The sequence below is a fragment of the Cellvibrio sp. PSBB006 genome (genome assembly GCF_002162135.1).
GTDB lineage: Bacteria > Pseudomonadota > Gammaproteobacteria > Pseudomonadales > Cellvibrionaceae > Cellvibrio.
Genome location: NZ_CP021382.1, coordinates 5,014,525 through 5,030,066, shown reverse-complemented (window position 1 = coordinate 5,030,066; position 15,542 = coordinate 5,014,525). Strand labels below are relative to the sequence as shown.

At 52.2% G+C, this 15,542-nt stretch carries 14 protein-coding genes; 6 read left to right on the top strand and 8 right to left on the bottom strand.

All coding sequences use genetic code 11. The annotated features are described in order from the left end of the window. Nucleotides 1–12: 12 nt before the first annotated feature. On the bottom strand, nt 13–876 hold the full coding sequence (locus CBR65_RS20945) for a DNA ligase (RefSeq protein ID WP_087468667.1): 864 nt from the start codon (nt 874–876) through the stop codon (nt 13–15). A gap of 321 nt (nt 877–1,197) precedes the next feature. Here CBR65_RS20945 and CBR65_RS20940 point away from each other — a divergent pair, with 321 nt between their 5' ends. Both CBR65_RS20940 and argF read left to right on the top strand, forming a co-directional pair. Next, nucleotides 1,198–2,361 carry an acetylornithine transaminase gene (locus CBR65_RS20940; protein WP_087468666.1) on the top strand — a complete coding sequence of 388 codons (1,164 nt, stop codon included), beginning with the start codon at nt 1,198–1,200 and terminating at the stop codon, nt 2,359–2,361. 87 nt (nt 2,362–2,448) lie between these two features. Next, on the top strand, nt 2,449–3,366 hold the full coding sequence (argF, locus tag CBR65_RS20935; protein WP_087468665.1) for an ornithine carbamoyltransferase: 918 nt from the start codon (nt 2,449–2,451) through the stop codon (nt 3,364–3,366). 159 nt (nt 3,367–3,525) lie between these two features. On the opposite strand, the gene CBR65_RS20930 is transcribed toward argF, so the two are convergent. The 3 genes from CBR65_RS20930 to CBR65_RS20925 all read right to left on the bottom strand — a co-directional run bounded on the left by CBR65_RS20930 (nt 3,526) and on the right by CBR65_RS20925 (nt 5,497). Continuing rightward, nucleotides 3,526–4,350, bottom strand: a complete 825-nt coding sequence (locus CBR65_RS20930; protein WP_087468664.1) for an SDR family oxidoreductase — start codon at nt 4,348–4,350, stop codon at nt 3,526–3,528. 48 nt (nt 4,351–4,398) lie between these two features. Then, the gene (locus CBR65_RS22605; RefSeq protein WP_255377169.1) at nt 4,399–4,521 is read right to left on the bottom strand and encodes a hypothetical protein; all 123 of its coding nucleotides are present in this window, start codon (nt 4,519–4,521) and stop codon (nt 4,399–4,401) included. Between the two features lie 187 nt (nt 4,522–4,708). Further along, on the bottom strand, nt 4,709–5,497 hold the full coding sequence (locus tag CBR65_RS20925) for an enoyl-CoA hydratase (RefSeq protein ID WP_087468663.1): 789 nt from the start codon (nt 5,495–5,497) through the stop codon (nt 4,709–4,711). Between the two features lie 151 nt (nt 5,498–5,648). Between CBR65_RS20925 and argS the strand changes: the two genes are divergently transcribed. After that, nucleotides 5,649–7,388 (top strand): arginine--tRNA ligase, encoded by a 1,740-nt coding sequence (argS, locus tag CBR65_RS20920; RefSeq protein ID WP_087469198.1) that lies wholly within the window; start codon nt 5,649–5,651, stop codon nt 7,386–7,388. A 118-nt stretch (nt 7,389–7,506) separates the two neighbouring features. Continuing rightward, the gene (locus tag CBR65_RS20915) at nt 7,507–8,424 is read left to right on the top strand and encodes a hypothetical protein (protein WP_087468662.1); all 918 of its coding nucleotides are present in this window, start codon (nt 7,507–7,509) and stop codon (nt 8,422–8,424) included. Nucleotides 8,425–8,428: 4 nt separating this feature from the next. Here CBR65_RS20915 and CBR65_RS20910 read toward each other — a convergent pair whose 3' ends face one another. The 3 genes from CBR65_RS20910 to CBR65_RS20900 are packed head-to-tail and all read right to left on the bottom strand — an operon-like array spanning nt 8,429 to nt 12,132. Then, nucleotides 8,429–8,749 carry a YqcC family protein gene (locus CBR65_RS20910; protein WP_087468661.1) on the bottom strand — a complete coding sequence of 107 codons (321 nt, stop codon included), beginning with the start codon at nt 8,747–8,749 and terminating at the stop codon, nt 8,429–8,431. 48 nt (nt 8,750–8,797) lie between these two features. Next, nucleotides 8,798–10,924 carry an ATP-dependent DNA helicase DinG gene (dinG, locus tag CBR65_RS20905; protein WP_087468660.1) on the bottom strand — a complete coding sequence of 709 codons (2,127 nt, stop codon included), beginning with the start codon at nt 10,922–10,924 and terminating at the stop codon, nt 8,798–8,800. Nucleotides 10,925–10,980: 56 nt separating this feature from the next. Continuing rightward, entirely contained in the window at nt 10,981–12,132 is a 1,152-nt protein-coding gene (locus tag CBR65_RS20900; RefSeq protein ID WP_087468659.1) for a 1-acyl-sn-glycerol-3-phosphate acyltransferase, read from the bottom strand. On the opposite strand from CBR65_RS20900, the gene CBR65_RS20895 reads away from it, so the two are divergent. Both CBR65_RS20895 and CBR65_RS20890 read left to right on the top strand, forming a co-directional pair. After that, complete coding sequence (locus tag CBR65_RS20895) at nt 12,131–12,703, top strand: YchJ family protein (protein ID WP_369825631.1); 573 nt, start codon at nt 12,131–12,133, stop codon at nt 12,701–12,703. The two genes, CBR65_RS20900 and CBR65_RS20895, sit on opposite strands and share 2 nt — an antisense overlap. Nucleotides 12,704–12,912: 209 nt before the next feature. Further along, a complete protein-coding gene (locus CBR65_RS20890) occupies nt 12,913–14,193 on the top strand; it encodes a diguanylate cyclase (protein WP_087468657.1) in 1,281 nt (426 codons plus the stop codon). 47 nt (nt 14,194–14,240) lie between these two features. Here CBR65_RS20890 and CBR65_RS20885 read toward each other — a convergent pair whose 3' ends face one another. After that, complete coding sequence (locus CBR65_RS20885) at nt 14,241–15,263, bottom strand: aspartate carbamoyltransferase (protein WP_087468656.1); 1,023 nt, start codon at nt 15,261–15,263, stop codon at nt 14,241–14,243. Between the last annotated feature and the right edge of the window lie 279 nt (nt 15,264–15,542).

The following is a 15,542-nucleotide window of genomic DNA, read 5'->3' as shown; positions in this document are numbered from 1 at the left end:
AGTTTCATACCATCAGAGTTCATCGCGCACGCGCAGGAAACTGGCAAAGCGCGGTAACTCGCTGTTGGTTTTACCGAAATACTTATAAGTAATTGTGCTGCCGATGGGTGGCGGATCGGCGCGTTGTGCATCGCTGAAGCCGGTGCCGATTTTAAAGCGACGACGGTTCGGCATCTCCACCAACAAGGAACCCATCATGCCCTCGTATTTTCCTTTGCCGGGCAGATGGGCAATCACCACGGCCTCAGCGTCTTCGTATGTCTTGAGTTTTAACAAATCATCCGAACGGGCGGCGCGGTATAAAGACGCACCGCGATGCAACATCAGCCCTTCACCGCCCTGTGCAACGACTCGCTCCAGATCCTGCATCAAGGTCGCCCGATCAGTGACTTTATATTGTTCAACCAGTTGCAAATGAGGAAGGCCCTGCGCGGCAATCAACTGCGTCAACCGGGCAAGGCGCTCATCGAACGTCAGGTCCGGTATTGGCATATCAAACACCATGTAATGGACCTTGCGCCATTGGTCATCATCCGGCGTTTGCTGGCGCACGGTGCCTGACAGCACGTCAAATGTACCGCGCCCCATCCATAACTCGCCGTCCAGCGGCTCATCCGGAAAACCGGCAGTGAACCAGGCTGGCGCCGCAAATCGATTGCCTTGACGGGAGATGAGCTGCTGTCCATCCCAGTAGGCGCGAACACCATCCAACTTTTCGCTGACCCAATAATTATTCAGGTCGGTCTGATCGCTGTAAACCTTGGCGAGGAGTAAGGCTGGAGCATCAGCCAATGCCGATGAGACGAACAGCGCAAGTAGCAGACCGCTATAGAAGATACGACAACAGAATAAGGGGATGGGAAATAAGGGTGACATGGTTATCCTTCCTTGACAGATTGTGAATGATCAAACGGCACAAGATCCCTTGCCCCGCGAGCAGGCAAGTCTAAAAGCCAATCCGCGAAATGTCACCCCTCGATTATTGCGCAAAAATCCGACCTGAATTCCTGACCGGCGATTTGCCAATCCGGCCATTTGCTTATACTATTGCCGCCTTAGTCTTTCCCGCAGGCAGCCCAGATGCTGCCTGTTTTGTTTTAGACTCTCTGGTTTATATCCCATTTCGCCTGACAAAAGCCCGCTCTTGTAACGGGCTTTTGGCGGTTTTGTTTTTGGTACTTTTGCGTGGAGACTGTGATGGCAACGCTGATGAACACATACGGCACCAGAACCCTGACCCTGACCAAGGGCGTGGGTAGCCGAGTGTGGGATGATCAAGGCAAATCCTATCTGGATGCCATCAGCGGTATTGCCGTGTGTGGCCTGGGTCACGCCCATCCGGCGGTCACAGCTGCCATTAGCCAGCAGGCGGCTACCCTGCTGCACGTCTCCAACCTGTACAACATTCCCCAACAACAGCGGCTGGCGGATTTGCTGATCGAGCAATCCGGCATGCAGAAAGCGTTTTTCTCCAATTCCGGCGCTGAAGCCAATGAAGCGGCCATCAAGATTGCGCGTAAGTATGGCAATGACAAGGGCGTGAAAAACCCTGCCATCATTGTCATGGCCAACAGCTTCCATGGCCGGACGCTGGCCACTCTGAGCGCCACCGGCAACAGCAAGGTCCAGATCGGTTTTGAACCCCTGGTGGAAGGCTTTATCCGCGTTCCCTACAACGACGTCGCCGCCGTCAAGGCCGCTACCGATGAACACGCCAATATCGTTGCCATACTGGTTGAACCGGTGCAAGGCGAAGGCGGTGTGCGGGTACCGGCAGCAGACTACCTGAATCAACTGCGCGCAATCTGTAACGCCCACGATTGGTTGTTGATGCTGGACGAAATCCAGACGGGCAATGGGCGCACCGGGACTTATTTCGCCTTTCAGCACAACGGCATATTGCCGGATGTGGTCACCACAGCCAAAGGGCTGGGTAACGGCATGCCGATCGGCGCCTGCCTCGCAACCGGTAAAGCGGCCGATGTATTGCAACCGGGCAATCATGGTACGACCTTTGGCGGCAATCCGTTGGCGTGCAGCGCCGGTATCGCCGTGATCGAAACCCTGAAAGCGGAAAATCTGGTTGCACGGGCCAAACACCTGGGCGAAAAATTATTGGCCGACTTTAAAACAGCCCTGGCTGGCCATGCCAAAGTCGTCGAGATTCGCGGCAAGGGCCTGATGATCGGTATCGAATTAAATGCACCCTGCCCTGAGCTGGTCGAAAAAGGCCGCGCAAAAGGGCTTCTAATTAACGTAACTTCCGTCAATACCATTCGTTTACTGCCGACGTTTATCCTGACTGATGCAGAAGCGGAGGAGCTGGTCACGAAAGTGGTCGAACTGGTGACGGAGTTTTAACCAGGTGCGGGAGTTCTTCATCCCGCACTGTAATGAAAGAGCGCGAGCAGGTTTTTTCTTTCGCGCTCCGTAGAAGAGTAGGCAATTATGGTTCCCTCAAAGGCACCGAGACATTTTTTAACTCTCAACGATATTTCGCGCGATGAGCTCAACCACATCATCCAGCGCGCGATAGAACTCAAATCCCTGCAACGCAAAGGTCAATCGCCCGAGCTATTCAAAAACAAAGTGCTGGGCATGATCTTCGAAAAGTCATCCACCCGCACCCGCGTTTCCTTTGAATCCGGTATGGCACAGATGGGCGGCCAGGCGATTTTTTTATCGACCAAAGATTCACAACTCGGCCGCGGCGAACCCATTGAGGACGCAGCGCGCTGCATCTCCAGCATGGTGGATATGGTGATGATCCGCACTTTTGCTCACAACACCGTGCAACGCTTCGCCGACTACTCCCGTGTGCCAGTCATCAACGGTTTGACTGACGATTTTCACCCCTGCCAATTGTTGGCCGACATCCAGACATTCGTTGAACAACGTGGCTCAATGAACGGCAAGGTGGTTGCCTGGGTGGGCGACGGCAATAACATGTGCAAAACCTACATCCAGGCTGCTGCGCTGTGTGATTTTGAATTGCGCATCGCCTGCCCGAAAGGGTTTACGCCGCGTAGTGATCTGGTAGAGGCCCACGCCGACCGCGTCAAGCTTTGCGCTACGCCGCAAGAAGCCGTTGCCGGTGCCGACCTGGTGGTGACAGATACTTGGGCGTCTATGGGTCAGGAAGAACAAAAGAAAGAGCGTGAATTGATTTTCTCTGGCTACCAAGTTAATCGCGAATTGATGAACCACGCTAATGCTGATGCATTATTTATGCATTGCTTACCGGCGTATCGCGGTAAGGAAGTCAGCGCGGAGTTGATGGATGATGTGAATGCTATTGTGTGGGAAGAAGCGGAAAATCGTTTGCATGCGCAGAAAGCATTGATGGAGTTTTTGTTTAATCAATAGTTATCTTTTTTCGAGGGTGACGTTTGCACAATGCAAGTTTGGCGTTAGGACTTTTGTTTCGAAACCTTCAAGTCAGGGACGACTTGAAGGAGCTACAGGGATGTATTCATGCGTTTTCGAAACAAAAGTCCTAATGACAAACGAACTACGAAGCACCACTCACGACCTCGGCGAGCTCTTCTTCATCATTTCTCCCAAACCCGCACCCACCATCGCTACCCCGCCTTGTACCCAACCGCCGTCCACCGGCACGATAGCGCCCGTAATGTAGCTCGCCATGTCCGATACAAGAAATAAACAGGCGTTAGCAATATCTTGCGGCGTACCCATGCGTTTTAAGGGAACTGAGTTCACTACAGCGTGACGTACAGCTTCCGTAGGAGCGAGGCGTTTCATGCCTTCGGTACCGTCGATAGGGCCAGGAATGACGGAGTTGATGCGAATACCTTCGCCACCCCATTCAAGTGCGAGGGTACGCGTAATCATGTCGACGCCGGCTTTGGCGGCGCAGACGTGGGATTGTGCGGGCATGGGGATAATGGCTTGTGGAGCTGAAATATTGATGATGGCTGCGCCGGGTTTTTGCAGGTAAGGGTAAACGGCTTGCATGACATGAAAGGTGCCCAGCAAATCAATCTCAATTACTGAACGAAAACCATTGGCAGACATACCTGTGGCCAAGGCAGGAAAATTTCCGGCAGCACCGGAAATTACCACAGAAAAATCTCCCCAGGCTTTATGGATTGACGCAACCCCGTCGTTAATGGCGGCTGCTTCGCGCACATCTGCCGTGAAGCCCATCGCATCTGCCGCGCCAAGTTTTTTTAATGCGGCAACAGTATCGTCCACTTTTTCCTGGGTACGACTGGCCACAGCGACCTTTGCGCCTGCACGCGCAAAAGCTTCGGCAATACCACGGTTAATGCCGCTGGTGCCGCCAATAATCACTACCACTTTTCCTGCATAATCAAATGTTACATTCATGACTTTTCCTTTTTCAGATTTCGCCATGATCAAACAGGATTAAAAAGATTATTCATGTGTGCAACTGACATATATGCCTGCTGTATTTTCGCAGTCCGTCGTCCAACCATATACCACGACGGCGCCAGTCAATAACACTACACTCAACAAGGCTGCTTTAAGAATTTTCATAAACACCACCCTTCTACAGAATCAGTTATTCCTGATAATAAGACAGTGTTTACGCAGGCTTATTCAGCTTGTTTTGCTCTAACGCTTTTGAATCCTTATTTGAACCATGACACAAATTCTTCGTTATTTAAGGCTTATCTGTTTGCCATCCAACATAAGCATCAAATTCGGTTTTGATATTAAATGGCTATTCAAAACGCGAAAAATCCGGCGTTCGTTTTTCAAAAAAAGCCATCACGGCTTCCTTGCATTCATCTGAGCCTAAGCCTTCCGCAAAACCAACAAATTCAGCAGCGATGGCCGCATCAACGGCGGGCAACTGTGCTTGCTTGAGCAGAGCCTTGGTACGACGTACAGCGGCGGGTGGTTTTTGTGCAAGTCGTTGCGCCTTGGCAAGGACAAATTCATCCAGCTCAGCATCGTCTACCACGCCGGTGATCATATTCCATTGCAACGCCTGCGCGGCGCTGAAAGGTTCACCGAGCAATAACAATTCACTGGCTTTTGCATGACCTAACATCAACGGTAATAAATAACTGGCGGCGTATTCGGGACACAGCCCCAGATTAACAAAGGGCAACTGTAAACGCGCATTATCAGAGGCGAATACCAGGTCGCAATGCAACAGCAGAGTAGTACCAATACCGATCGCCGGGCCGCGCACTGATGCAATCACCGGCTTGGCGGTATGCTGTAGGGCACGCATAAAACGCACTACCGAATGGTTCTCATGAATCTCAGGCTCATTCATAAAATCCACCAGATCGTTGCCACTGGTGAAACACTCGCCTGCTCCGGTAATGACAATCACCCGCACCTCACTGCTGACATCCGCTTTTTGCAGGGCATCGGCAGCTGCGGCGTACATGGCCAGCGACAACGCATTTTTTCGCTCCGGCCGATTAAATCGCACCGTCAGCACCCGCTCGTGCAGATTAACCTCTAACTGAGGGCAGTCACTGGTAATACTGGTCATAAAAACTCCCTGAACATGATGATGAAGAGATAAGAGTATAGTCAGCTGCGTGGCGGTGTTCTGCGATACAACCACAAAACAGATAGATGACACCCTCCAAGCGCCGCAGGTACAATTCCGCCCTGTTTCTTTTGCTGACATCCGGGATGCTATGAATATCCGCGAATTATTGAACCATAAAGTCCACCAGGCCATGCTTGCCTGTGGCATTCCCGCTGAACTCCCTGCCGTGATTGCCCCCGGCAAAAAGGCCGGTTTCGGCGACTATCAGGCCAATGGTGCCATGGGCGCCGCCAAGATGATGGGTACCAACCCGCGCGAACTGGCCGCCCGCATCGTGGCTGAGCTGCAGCTGGATGATATCGCTGCCAAGGTGGAGGTCGCTGGTCCAGGTTTTATCAACATTGATCTCAAGCCGGAATGGCTGGCACAGCAACTGGCATTGGCGGAAGCCGATCCGCGCCTGAAGATAGCACCTGTTGAAACGCCCCAGACTGTGGTTATCGATTATTCCGGCCCAAATCTCGCCAAAGAAATGCACGTAGGCCATTTGCGTTCGACCATCATTGGCGATGCACTTGCGCGACTGCTGGCGTTTCAGAGGCATAAGGTGATTCGCCAAAATCACGTCGGTGATTGGGGCACGCAATTCGGCATGTTGATTGCCGAACTGGAAGAACAATTAGGCAGTGACCGTGAAGCCGGTATGGCACTGAAAGACCTTGAAGTTTTTTATCAACAGGCCAAGAAGCACTTCGATGAAGATGAAGGTTTCGCCAATAAAGCCCGTGATTATGTGGTGCGCTTGCAATCCGGCGATGCCGACATTCTCAAACTCTGGCAGCAGTTTAAAGCGGTTTCATTGCATCACAGCACAGAAATTTATCAACAACTGAATGTTACCCTCACCGATGCCGATGTACGCGGCGAAAGTTTTTATAACGCTGATCTTGCGCCGCTGGTAAAGGCTTTGCAGGAGCAAGGTCTGGCGGTGGAAAGCGATGGAGCGCAAGTTGTTTTCTTGCCGGAGCTGGCTGACAAGGATGGAAATCCGTCCCCGGTCATTATTCAAAAACAGGGTGGTGGTTTTCTGTATGCCACCACCGACCTCGCTGCACTGCGCTATCGCGCCAATACCTTGCATGCCAAGCGCATTATGTATTTTATCGATGCGCGTCAGTCGCTCCATATGCAACAGGTATTTACCATCGCGCGCAAGGCAGGTTTTGTCAGCGATGACGTAAGCCTCGAACACTTGGCCTTCGGTACCATGATGGGTTCCGATGGTAAGCCGTTTAAAACCCGCACCGGTGGTACCGTTAAATTAGCCGAGCTGTTGACTGAGGCAGTCGAGCGCGCCGCTGCACTGGTGAAAGAAAAGAATCCGACACTGAGTGACCTTGAGGTGGCAGAGATTTCACGGAAAGTCGGTATCGGCGCGGTGAAATATGCAGACCTGAGTAAGACGCGCACCAACGACTATATTTTTAACTGGGACGCCATGCTCAGTTTTGACGGCAACACTGCGCCATACTTGCAATATGCTTATACCCGCGTGCAAAGTATCTTCCGCAAGGCAGAGATTGCGCCGACGGCTCTGACCGGCGAGATTATTGTCGGCACGGACCAGGAAAAGATGTTGGGCATAAAACTGCTGCAATTCAGCGAAGTATTGGATCAGGTCGCAAAAGAAGCATTGCCACACCTGCTGTGCACATACCTGTATGACATCGCCAGTTTGTACATGAGTTTCTACGAAGCCTGTCCGATTTTAAAAGAAGGCGTAGAAGCCGATGTGCGCAACAGTCGTCTGCGTTTGTGTCACCTGGTTGCCCAAACTATTGAGAGAGGTTTGGGTTTGCTGGGTATTGACGTCATGGAAAAGATGTAACCGTGAGGGCATGCAAGCGCATGCCCGAAACGATAAAAAGAGAGCGCGTTAACCGGAGTCAGCCAAATAATAATTCCTGGCTCCGTGAAAAAATCAACCAACCCGAGAGTACGCAGCCATGAAAATAATAATTGGTGTACTGGCTCTGGCGCTGGCTATTCTGGGCCTGCGCTATGTCGATTTATATCTGGATCACACCACCCTGAAAGACGAGTTGTTGCACAAGGAGCAATTGCATTCACAACAGTTAGAAGAACAAAAGCTAGACTATTTGCGGCAAATCGAGAATCTCGAACAGTTTCTGGTTTTTAACCACAACAGCAACACCTCTCCCACAACCAAGCAGCCTGGCCAGGGTTTACCGCAAAAAGTGGTGGATGGCAGCACCAGCCTGCAATCCTTTGCTGAAATACGCGATTCAAGCCTTACGCGGGCAGTGGATCAAAAATATTCCATTATATTTCCCGGCCTTTCATTGCCTCACGAAGATGAAGAAAAACTGCGTCAATTGTTAGTGGATCGGGAGCGCGTGTTGGGCACCAGCACCGTTGGTTACCACTCCAGCCAGAAAGAAATCGAAGACAGTATTCGGCAACAACAGGAACTGTTAGCGGAAATCGATGGGCGCATCGCTGACCTGCTCGGCCCGGAAGAAGCCCAAGAGTATGAATTGCTCAAAGATTCGAGTTATGAGCAGCACCAGATGAATAGCTTCTATGAGCAGCTCGGCGGCCGAAACAGCCTGAGCAACGATAACCAGCGCGCGCTGTTGATAACCAAACTGGAACACAAGAAAAATTTCAATACCCAGTTACAGGAAGCGACTGCTTACCTCAACAATGCGTCGCCGGAAGAGCGCGCCAATGCAGAGAAAAAAATGCAGGATGCATTGAATCAGTACAAGGAAAATTATTTACGCGAAGCTCGTTCAATCTTGACCGATGAACAGTACAACGTGCTCAGTGAATATGAACAAATGCAGTTTGAGGAAATGTGGAGCAGCCTGGAAACCGGTTGGCGGGCGCAAGCGCAATAACCTACTAGCGAGTCAAGAGCACATCAATGCGGCGCAGGTGATTAATCAGGTTGGCGGTGTTTAATCCCAGGGGTTGGAAATATTCTTCTGCCATGGGTGCAACACCGCAATTGACCGGCAAGGCGTCACGCGCTTCAATCAAATCGTATAAACGCGGGATAAAAATAAACTGTAGCCATTGAGAAAAACTCAATGTATCAACCGCAAAAGGCTGCACGCTTGCCAAGGCTTCCGCAGAGGGTGATTCAGCTTCCCACAGGCGCAGTTCGCGCAACTCTTTTTCGAGATCAATAAGAATTTCAGCCAGGGCAATATGTTGACTCATGTTGGTTCCTGTTTGCGGGTAAAGCCGGAACTGTAGGTAAACCGCGAATTAGCGATGCACTACTTGCGTAAACGGCGGCAGTGAATTCAATATGGCTTTGCCGTAACGCTTGGTGACAATACGGCGATCCAGCAGAGTGATCTTTCCGGTATCGGTTTCTGTCCGCAGTAAACGGCCGCAGGCCTGCACCAATTTTAAAGAGGCATCCGGCACGGTGATCTCCATAAAGGGATTGCCGCCGCGCGCTTCTACCCATTCCGATAACGAGGCTTCAATCGGATCATCGGGCACCGCGAAGGGCAATTTGGCGATGACGACATGACGACAATAATCACCGGGTAAATCCACGCCTTCGGAAAAACTGGCAAGACCAAACAAGACACTGCCCTCGCCCGCATCAATTCGTTTGCGATGCTGCGTCAACATTTCCTGTTTGGAACTATCGCCCTGTAGCAATATACGTGTACGCCAGCTTTCCGGTAACGCTTCGTAAACATCCAGCATCTGACGACGCGATGCAAATAACACCAGTGTCGCTTCATCTTTGTCGAGTAATTCGGGTAAATGTTCAATCAGGGATAAGGTATGTGCATCGGCGTTGCTCGCATCCACCGCGCATGCAGGAATTTCCAAGGTGGCACTGGAAAAATCAAAGGGACTCGGCACCACTTGATAATTGGCATCCGGTGGTGTTCCTGCACGCATACGGTAGCGATCAAAGCGACCCAGTGCGGTCATCGTGGCCGAGGTGACCACTGCACCGCAGCATTTTTCCCACAGACTGTACTCCAGTGTCCGCGCCGCCAGGATAGGGCTGGAACAGACTTCGATATCCATGGACCCGGTGTGATCCACCGGTGTCAGCCAACGCGCTTTGGGAACACTGTTGGCATTGTCCGGCGCAGCGTAACTGGCCCAAAGTTCGCGGTTGGCTTCCGCGCGGGCTTGCCAGGTGCCCACCACAGGAAAATGATTTTCCAGGTCGATCTTCGGCACAGGGCAGTGCGGATCTTCCATCGCTTCACTGAGTTCTTCGGTCATCTTGGCCAAGAGTTCCGCCAGCCGGCTAAAGCTGCGTTGTAATTCCACGGCGGGGATCAACAAATCCTGGGGAATAACGCCATTGGGAAAACGGTAGTGCGACTGTCGATCATCAAAGGCGATGCTTTGTGCGAGCACTTCCAGTTGCGGATAGATACGATCCAGTTCCTGTTTGCAATCCATCAATGCAGCGGGCAATTGCTCCGCGTAGCGATCCACATTGCCTGCACCGCTGATATTACCCAACATGGTTCCAAGAGTTTTGTTGCATTGATCCAGCCATTTGCTGGTGGACGACACGCGGCTGTGATGGGAGAAATGTGACAAGGCTTTTTGGGGTAAATGATGACCTTCATCGAACACATAAATACTGTCCGCCGGGTCGGGCAGGATGGCACCGCCACCCAAGGCTAAATCAGCAAGTACCAGATCGTGATTGGTGACAATGCAATCCACGCTGTGCAGAGAATCCCGCGCACGAAAAAAACTGCAGGACGATACATTGGAACAACGGCGCCCGGTGCATTGCCGGTGATCGGTGGTAATAATCTGCCATTCGTTTTGTTCGAGGGCTTGGGGCCAGGTGTCGCGCTCGCCATTCCAGCGATTGCCCGCCAAGGCGTCCATCATCGTTTGGTAGAGTTTAATTGCCTGCGCATTAATGCTGGGTAATTCATCTTCATACAAAGCGCGCGTGGGATTCATACCGCTTTCGTATTCATTGAGCAGGTTATCCAACTTGCTCAAACACAAATAACGGCCGCGCCCTTTGGCCAGCGCAAAATTAAATGATAAGCCGCTGTGGCGCAGTAGTTCAGGCAGGTCCTTGTTAACAATTTGTTCCTGCAAGGCGACGGTTGCGGTGGATACGACCAATTTTTTTCCCATCGCTTTAGCGATGGCAATGGCAGGCAAGAGATACGCAACGGTTTTTCCGGTACCGGTTCCCGCTTCCACAACGCAAATATGCCCCGATGTGGTACGGCGATTTTCATCATCCAATGCAATGGCGCCGAGCGTGCGGGCAATTTCGGCGATCATCAATTTCTGGCCATAACGCGATTTCATACCCTTGCTTTCCAGAAACTGGCTGTAAGCGCGCTGAATCTGTTGCTTGAGCTGGTCGGTTAACATGCGTCGGGCCAAAAAAGAAAAAGTGCAATCGCCACCACGGGGGGCGTTCGAAAAAATTAATCCTGCAGTTTGCTCAGCACGGGATTAGCGTACATGGCCAACACGAGTTCGCGATATTCCGTCGGAATAGCCTGCATACGCAACTCGAATTGCTGGCGCTGTTCCCCGAGCTTTTCCGGCACGAACGGAACATTTTTATCAGAGTAATTTACCTTCGGCACTGTGCCATGGAGCATTTGATAGGCGAAGCAGTTACTGCTGTGCAATACATAATTGCTGAGCACCTGGCGATCAATTTCCGCGACAACTTCGTCAGCATCCATATAATCCTCCTTCAGTACCTCACCGAAGGCTATATGCACGTGGCCTTTCTGGCCGGCAATGCCCATGGCAATGCTTTTCACATCTTCGTGCTGTTCTTTTTGATAACTGCCACTGGTGCGCTGATGATACAGCTCACGCGCTTTGGCCGCGTCGCAGGGATCGAATTCATAAGAAATAGACACAGGCACAATGTGCAGGGCTTTAACGTAATCGCTGAATTCCTGGGTCTTGGGGCGGTTGATCGTCAACATACCAATGACCGCAGAATTGGTTTTATCGTGTCCGTCTTTAGCGCGCCCTTCACGCTGCGCAATCCAGATATTGCTGTTCTCGTTGACGATAGAATGATAGATATACGCCGACAAATGTTTTGCTGCTTTTAATTTCTCACGGGGCGCTTTGGCTGAGCGGTTGACAATAAAACTTTTGTTCAAGCGCATCAGATCTGACACATAAGGTTTGGTCAGCAGGTTGTCACCAATGGCAATGCGCAAGGTGTTACAGTCGGAGTGGTACAGCGACCAATTCACAAACGCCGGGTCCATGGCGATATCGCGATGATTACTGATAAACAGATAGGCCTGTTGTGGGTCCAGGTGTTCCAGACCGGACACCGTTAATGCCGATGTAGTATTCCGGATCATGCGCGCCATATACTTCTCTACCACGTCCTGAAAGCCGCGCACCGAATTTACACCGGCCAGCTGTTTGACCAGCGCACGCTTTACCAGGGGACGCAGCAAACCACCAGCCCAGGAATTCAGGCGTGGAAATTTAAGGCGCGCCACCGCATCAATCAACTCGGGATCAGCGAGGATACGATCCAGCGTCGGGCGGACTTCGTCATCGTGGTAGGGGCGGATATCATCGAATTCTGTGGTCATGAAGGGCAATCACTTAAATAACAGACATGGAAGTTTTTCAGTGCCAAAAAATCCGTGGCGTTTAACCAGAAATTTGTGGTTTCGAAAAGATTCTTGGACAAAAATAGCCGCACAACATACCGAAAAGAGGTGGAAAATGCCACAGGCGAATGACCCGATCCCCCTTGCTGCACATGAGCAGGACTGTCCCTGTGGCAGGGGATCACCACTGCGTAACTGTTGCCTTCCGAGGCTGAGCGGCGAACATCCACCTCGGACCGCCGAACAACTCATGCGCTCCCGTTATACTGCCCATGTGTTTTTGCAAATTGACTACCTGTGGCAAACCTGGAGTTCGGAACAACGACAACGCAGCAGCCCCGATCAGATTCGCGCCTGGGCCGCCAGCTGCGAATGGTTAGGACTGCAAATCATCTCAACAGAAGCCGGACAGGAGAATGACAGCGAAGGGTTGGTCAGTTTTGTCGCGCTTTATCGGCATGATGGTAACTTCCAACAACATCATGAAGTGTCGCTGTTTCATCAGGTTATGGGTCGTTGGTTCTATGTCGACCACCGACCGGCTGAATAAGTCGCCATTGTGGGTGTGATCCAGCCTACGCTATGGCTATAAACCGGCCTTATACAGACCCGGATCATCGACGCGGCGCCCGCCGCCACCTAAGATAAAGCCCATCGATTAATGCGATACGGCAATAAAAAGCGACTAGACTTAGTGCACATAAAAGCTGGAGTTGTCATTGCACTCCGGTATATCTATTGGGGTAAAAGTCGATATTCATGAAGATCCTGTTGGTCGAAGACAGCGCCACCCTGCGCCATGCCATGAGTCACTACATCACTGATGCGGGTCACACGCCGCTGATTGCCCGCAGCGGTGAAGAAGCTTTGCAACTGCTGGAAGACACGCCGGTGGACATGATCATCATGGACGTCGAAATGCCCGGCCTTAACGGCTTTGAAACCACCCGCCTGATCCGTGAATGGCTTGGCGGCCACTGGATTCCCATCATCTTTGTCACCGGTCGTAATGAAGATGAGAGTTACCGGGAAGGTATCGAGGCCGGCGGCGATGATTACCTGATCAAGCCCGTCAGCTACATGATCATCAAAGCCAAGATCCGTGCCATGGAGCGGATCGCCGAGATGCGCGACCAGTTAAACCGCCTCAATGCCGAACTCGAAGCGCTCAGCCAGCTGGACAGTCTGACCCAGATTTACAATCGCCGTACCTTTACCGAGCAGGCGGAACAACAATGGTTGGTCGCCACCCGCCAGCAACAGCCTGTAAGCGCGTTGATGATTGACGTGGACCATTTCAAGCTATTCAACGATCACTACGGCCACCCGGCCGGTGATGCCTGCCTGAAGAAGATCACCCAGGCCATTAAAAGCTGCCTGCGACGTCCGCTGGATTTACTGGGCCGCTACGGCGGTGAAGAATTTATCGTGCTGCTGCCCGAGACCGACAGCGTGGGCGCATTTCGCGTGGCCGGATCGATCAATAAAGCGGTCGAGGCATTGGGTCTGCTTCACGAAGTGTCGCCAACCAGCGCGGTGGCAACCGTCAGTATCGGCGGCGCAACCTGCCCGCGCACGGCGGGACACAATCTGGAAGAGCTGATCAAATGCGCCGACCGGGCACTTTATAAAGCCAAACGCAGCGGGCGCAACCGCGCGCTGGTGGATGAAGTGGTGATTCACAAGACGGTGTTGATCGTCGACAGTGAAGCGGATGACCTGCGACGCGTAACCAGTATCCTGCAACAGCATTGCAACATTCTGACGGCGGAAGCCCTGGATGAAGGGTTGGAGATTGCGTTCGACGTGCGGCCCGACGTCATCCTGATTGATGCGGGTACAGCGGCGGAGGATGATCACCGTTTCTGCCGTCACCTCACTCGCAGCGACAAAACAGCCATCATACCCGTGGTGTTGATGCTGGATGAAGACGCACCGGATGGTCCCATCCCCGACCGGTTTATCGGCATCCGTGAATACCTGCGCAAACCCCTGGCGGAAAAAAACCTGCTCAATAAAATCCAGCAATTGTTGTCCTGATCACCAAACCACGGCGACATGACTCGCCGTGGCTCACGTCTCAAACATCAACCCTCATTCGTCCGCAGGGCGTTATACCAGCCCACATCGCGCGCGCTCTTATCCACCTGATCCACCACATCCAACACCAGCGCAAACAGCGCCATGCGCACCAGCACGCCGTTATCCGCCTGACGAAAAATCGCCAGATTGGGGTTCTGGTTCAGGTCGTTGTCCAGCTCATTGGCATCCGCCCGGGAATCGCGTGGCAAGGGATGCATGATGACGGTGTTGGGTTCGCAGTACTGAGTGTAAATAGATTGGTTGAGGCGAAAGCGCCCGCGGTAGAGATCGGCCTCTTCCTTACTGGAAAAGCGCTCTTCCTGAATTCGGGTCGAGTAGGCAATGTCCACCTTGGAGATACTGTGCGGCAGGTCGTCAGTCACCACTACGCTGTGCCCGACTTTGCGCAACTCTTCAACCAGATATTCCGGCATCGCCAATTCACGGGGCGACACCAGAGTGACCTGCACCTTATCGAACAGACACAAGAGCTTGCACAGCGAATGAACGGTACGGCCATGCTTTAAGTCGCCGATCATCGCAATCCGCAAGCCGTCCAGCCCGCGCCCTCTGGAACGTAACTCTTTGCGAATGGTATAGAGATCCAGTAATGCCTGGGTGGGATGTTCGTTAGCACCGTCACCCCCATTGATGACCGGCACACGACTGGCCTGGGCAAACTCGGCCACCGAACCCGACTGGGGATGGCGCATACAGATGACGTCGCTGTAGCCCGATAAAACCCGGGCGGTGTCATAGAGGGATTCGCCCTTGGTGATCGAAGAGCTTTCAAAACCGGTGGTTTCGCGCACCTCGCCGCCCAACAAATTGAATGCACAACCAAAACTGATACGCGTTCGGGTACTGGCTTCAAAGAACATGTTACCCAGGATGGCGCCTTCAAGTACCCGCGTCATTCGTCGACGCAGGGCGTAGGGCTCCATGGCATCCGCCACGTCGAAGACACGCTGGATATCAGCACGTTCAAATTGTTCAATGGAGAGAATATGGGCGCCGGTAAAGTTCACGAATGGTCCTCAGCAGTGATCCGCACAAAGGCGGTTAAGACAGTGGATGGGGTAGTTACAAAGCAGCCTGGTGACAATGCGCTAAATGCGGCTATTCTAACGGCACTGCTCTAACGGCACTACCACCATCGGGAAATTGTTTATCCCGCGGGTTTGAAGATTGTGGACTTTACTGCTGTAATCAAACCAGCTCTTGTGTGCCAGTAGCGGCTTATCGACAACGGTTCTATTTGTGAGGACATGTTTTGTCATCGGTAGCCGAGATAAGCGAATTAATTA

Coding starts and splice junctions, on each gene's coding strand:
- CBR65_RS20890 (WP_087468657.1), top strand. CDS start 12,913: ATGAAGATCCTGTTGGTCGAAGACAGCGCCACCCTGCGCCATGCCATG.
- dinG (WP_087468660.1), bottom strand. CDS start 10,924: ATGTTAACCGACCAGCTCAAGCAACAGATTCAGCGCGCTTACAGCCAG.
- CBR65_RS22605 (WP_255377169.1), bottom strand. CDS start 4,521: ATGAAAATTCTTAAAGCAGCCTTGTTGAGTGTAGTGTTATTGACTGGC.
- argF (WP_087468665.1), top strand. CDS start 2,449: ATGGTTCCCTCAAAGGCACCGAGACATTTTTTAACTCTCAACGATATT.
- CBR65_RS20945 (WP_087468667.1), bottom strand. CDS start 876: ATGTCACCCTTATTTCCCATCCCCTTATTCTGTTGTCGTATCTTCTAT.
- CBR65_RS20940 (WP_087468666.1), top strand. CDS start 1,198: ATGGCAACGCTGATGAACACATACGGCACCAGAACCCTGACCCTGACC.
- CBR65_RS20895 (WP_369825631.1), top strand. CDS start 12,131: ATGAAGGGCAATCACTTAAATAACAGACATGGAAGTTTTTCAGTGCCA.
- CBR65_RS20930 (WP_087468664.1), bottom strand. CDS start 4,350: ATGAATGTAACATTTGATTATGCAGGAAAAGTGGTAGTGATTATTGGC.
- CBR65_RS20910 (WP_087468661.1), bottom strand. CDS start 8,749: ATGAGTCAACATATTGCCCTGGCTGAAATTCTTATTGATCTCGAAAAA.
- CBR65_RS20925 (WP_087468663.1), bottom strand. CDS start 5,497: ATGACCAGTATTACCAGTGACTGCCCTCAGTTAGAGGTTAATCTGCAC.
- argS (WP_087469198.1), top strand. CDS start 5,649: ATGAATATCCGCGAATTATTGAACCATAAAGTCCACCAGGCCATGCTT.
- CBR65_RS20915 (WP_087468662.1), top strand. CDS start 7,507: ATGAAAATAATAATTGGTGTACTGGCTCTGGCGCTGGCTATTCTGGGC.
- CBR65_RS20900 (WP_087468659.1), bottom strand. CDS start 12,132: ATGACCACAGAATTCGATGATATCCGCCCCTACCACGATGACGAAGTC.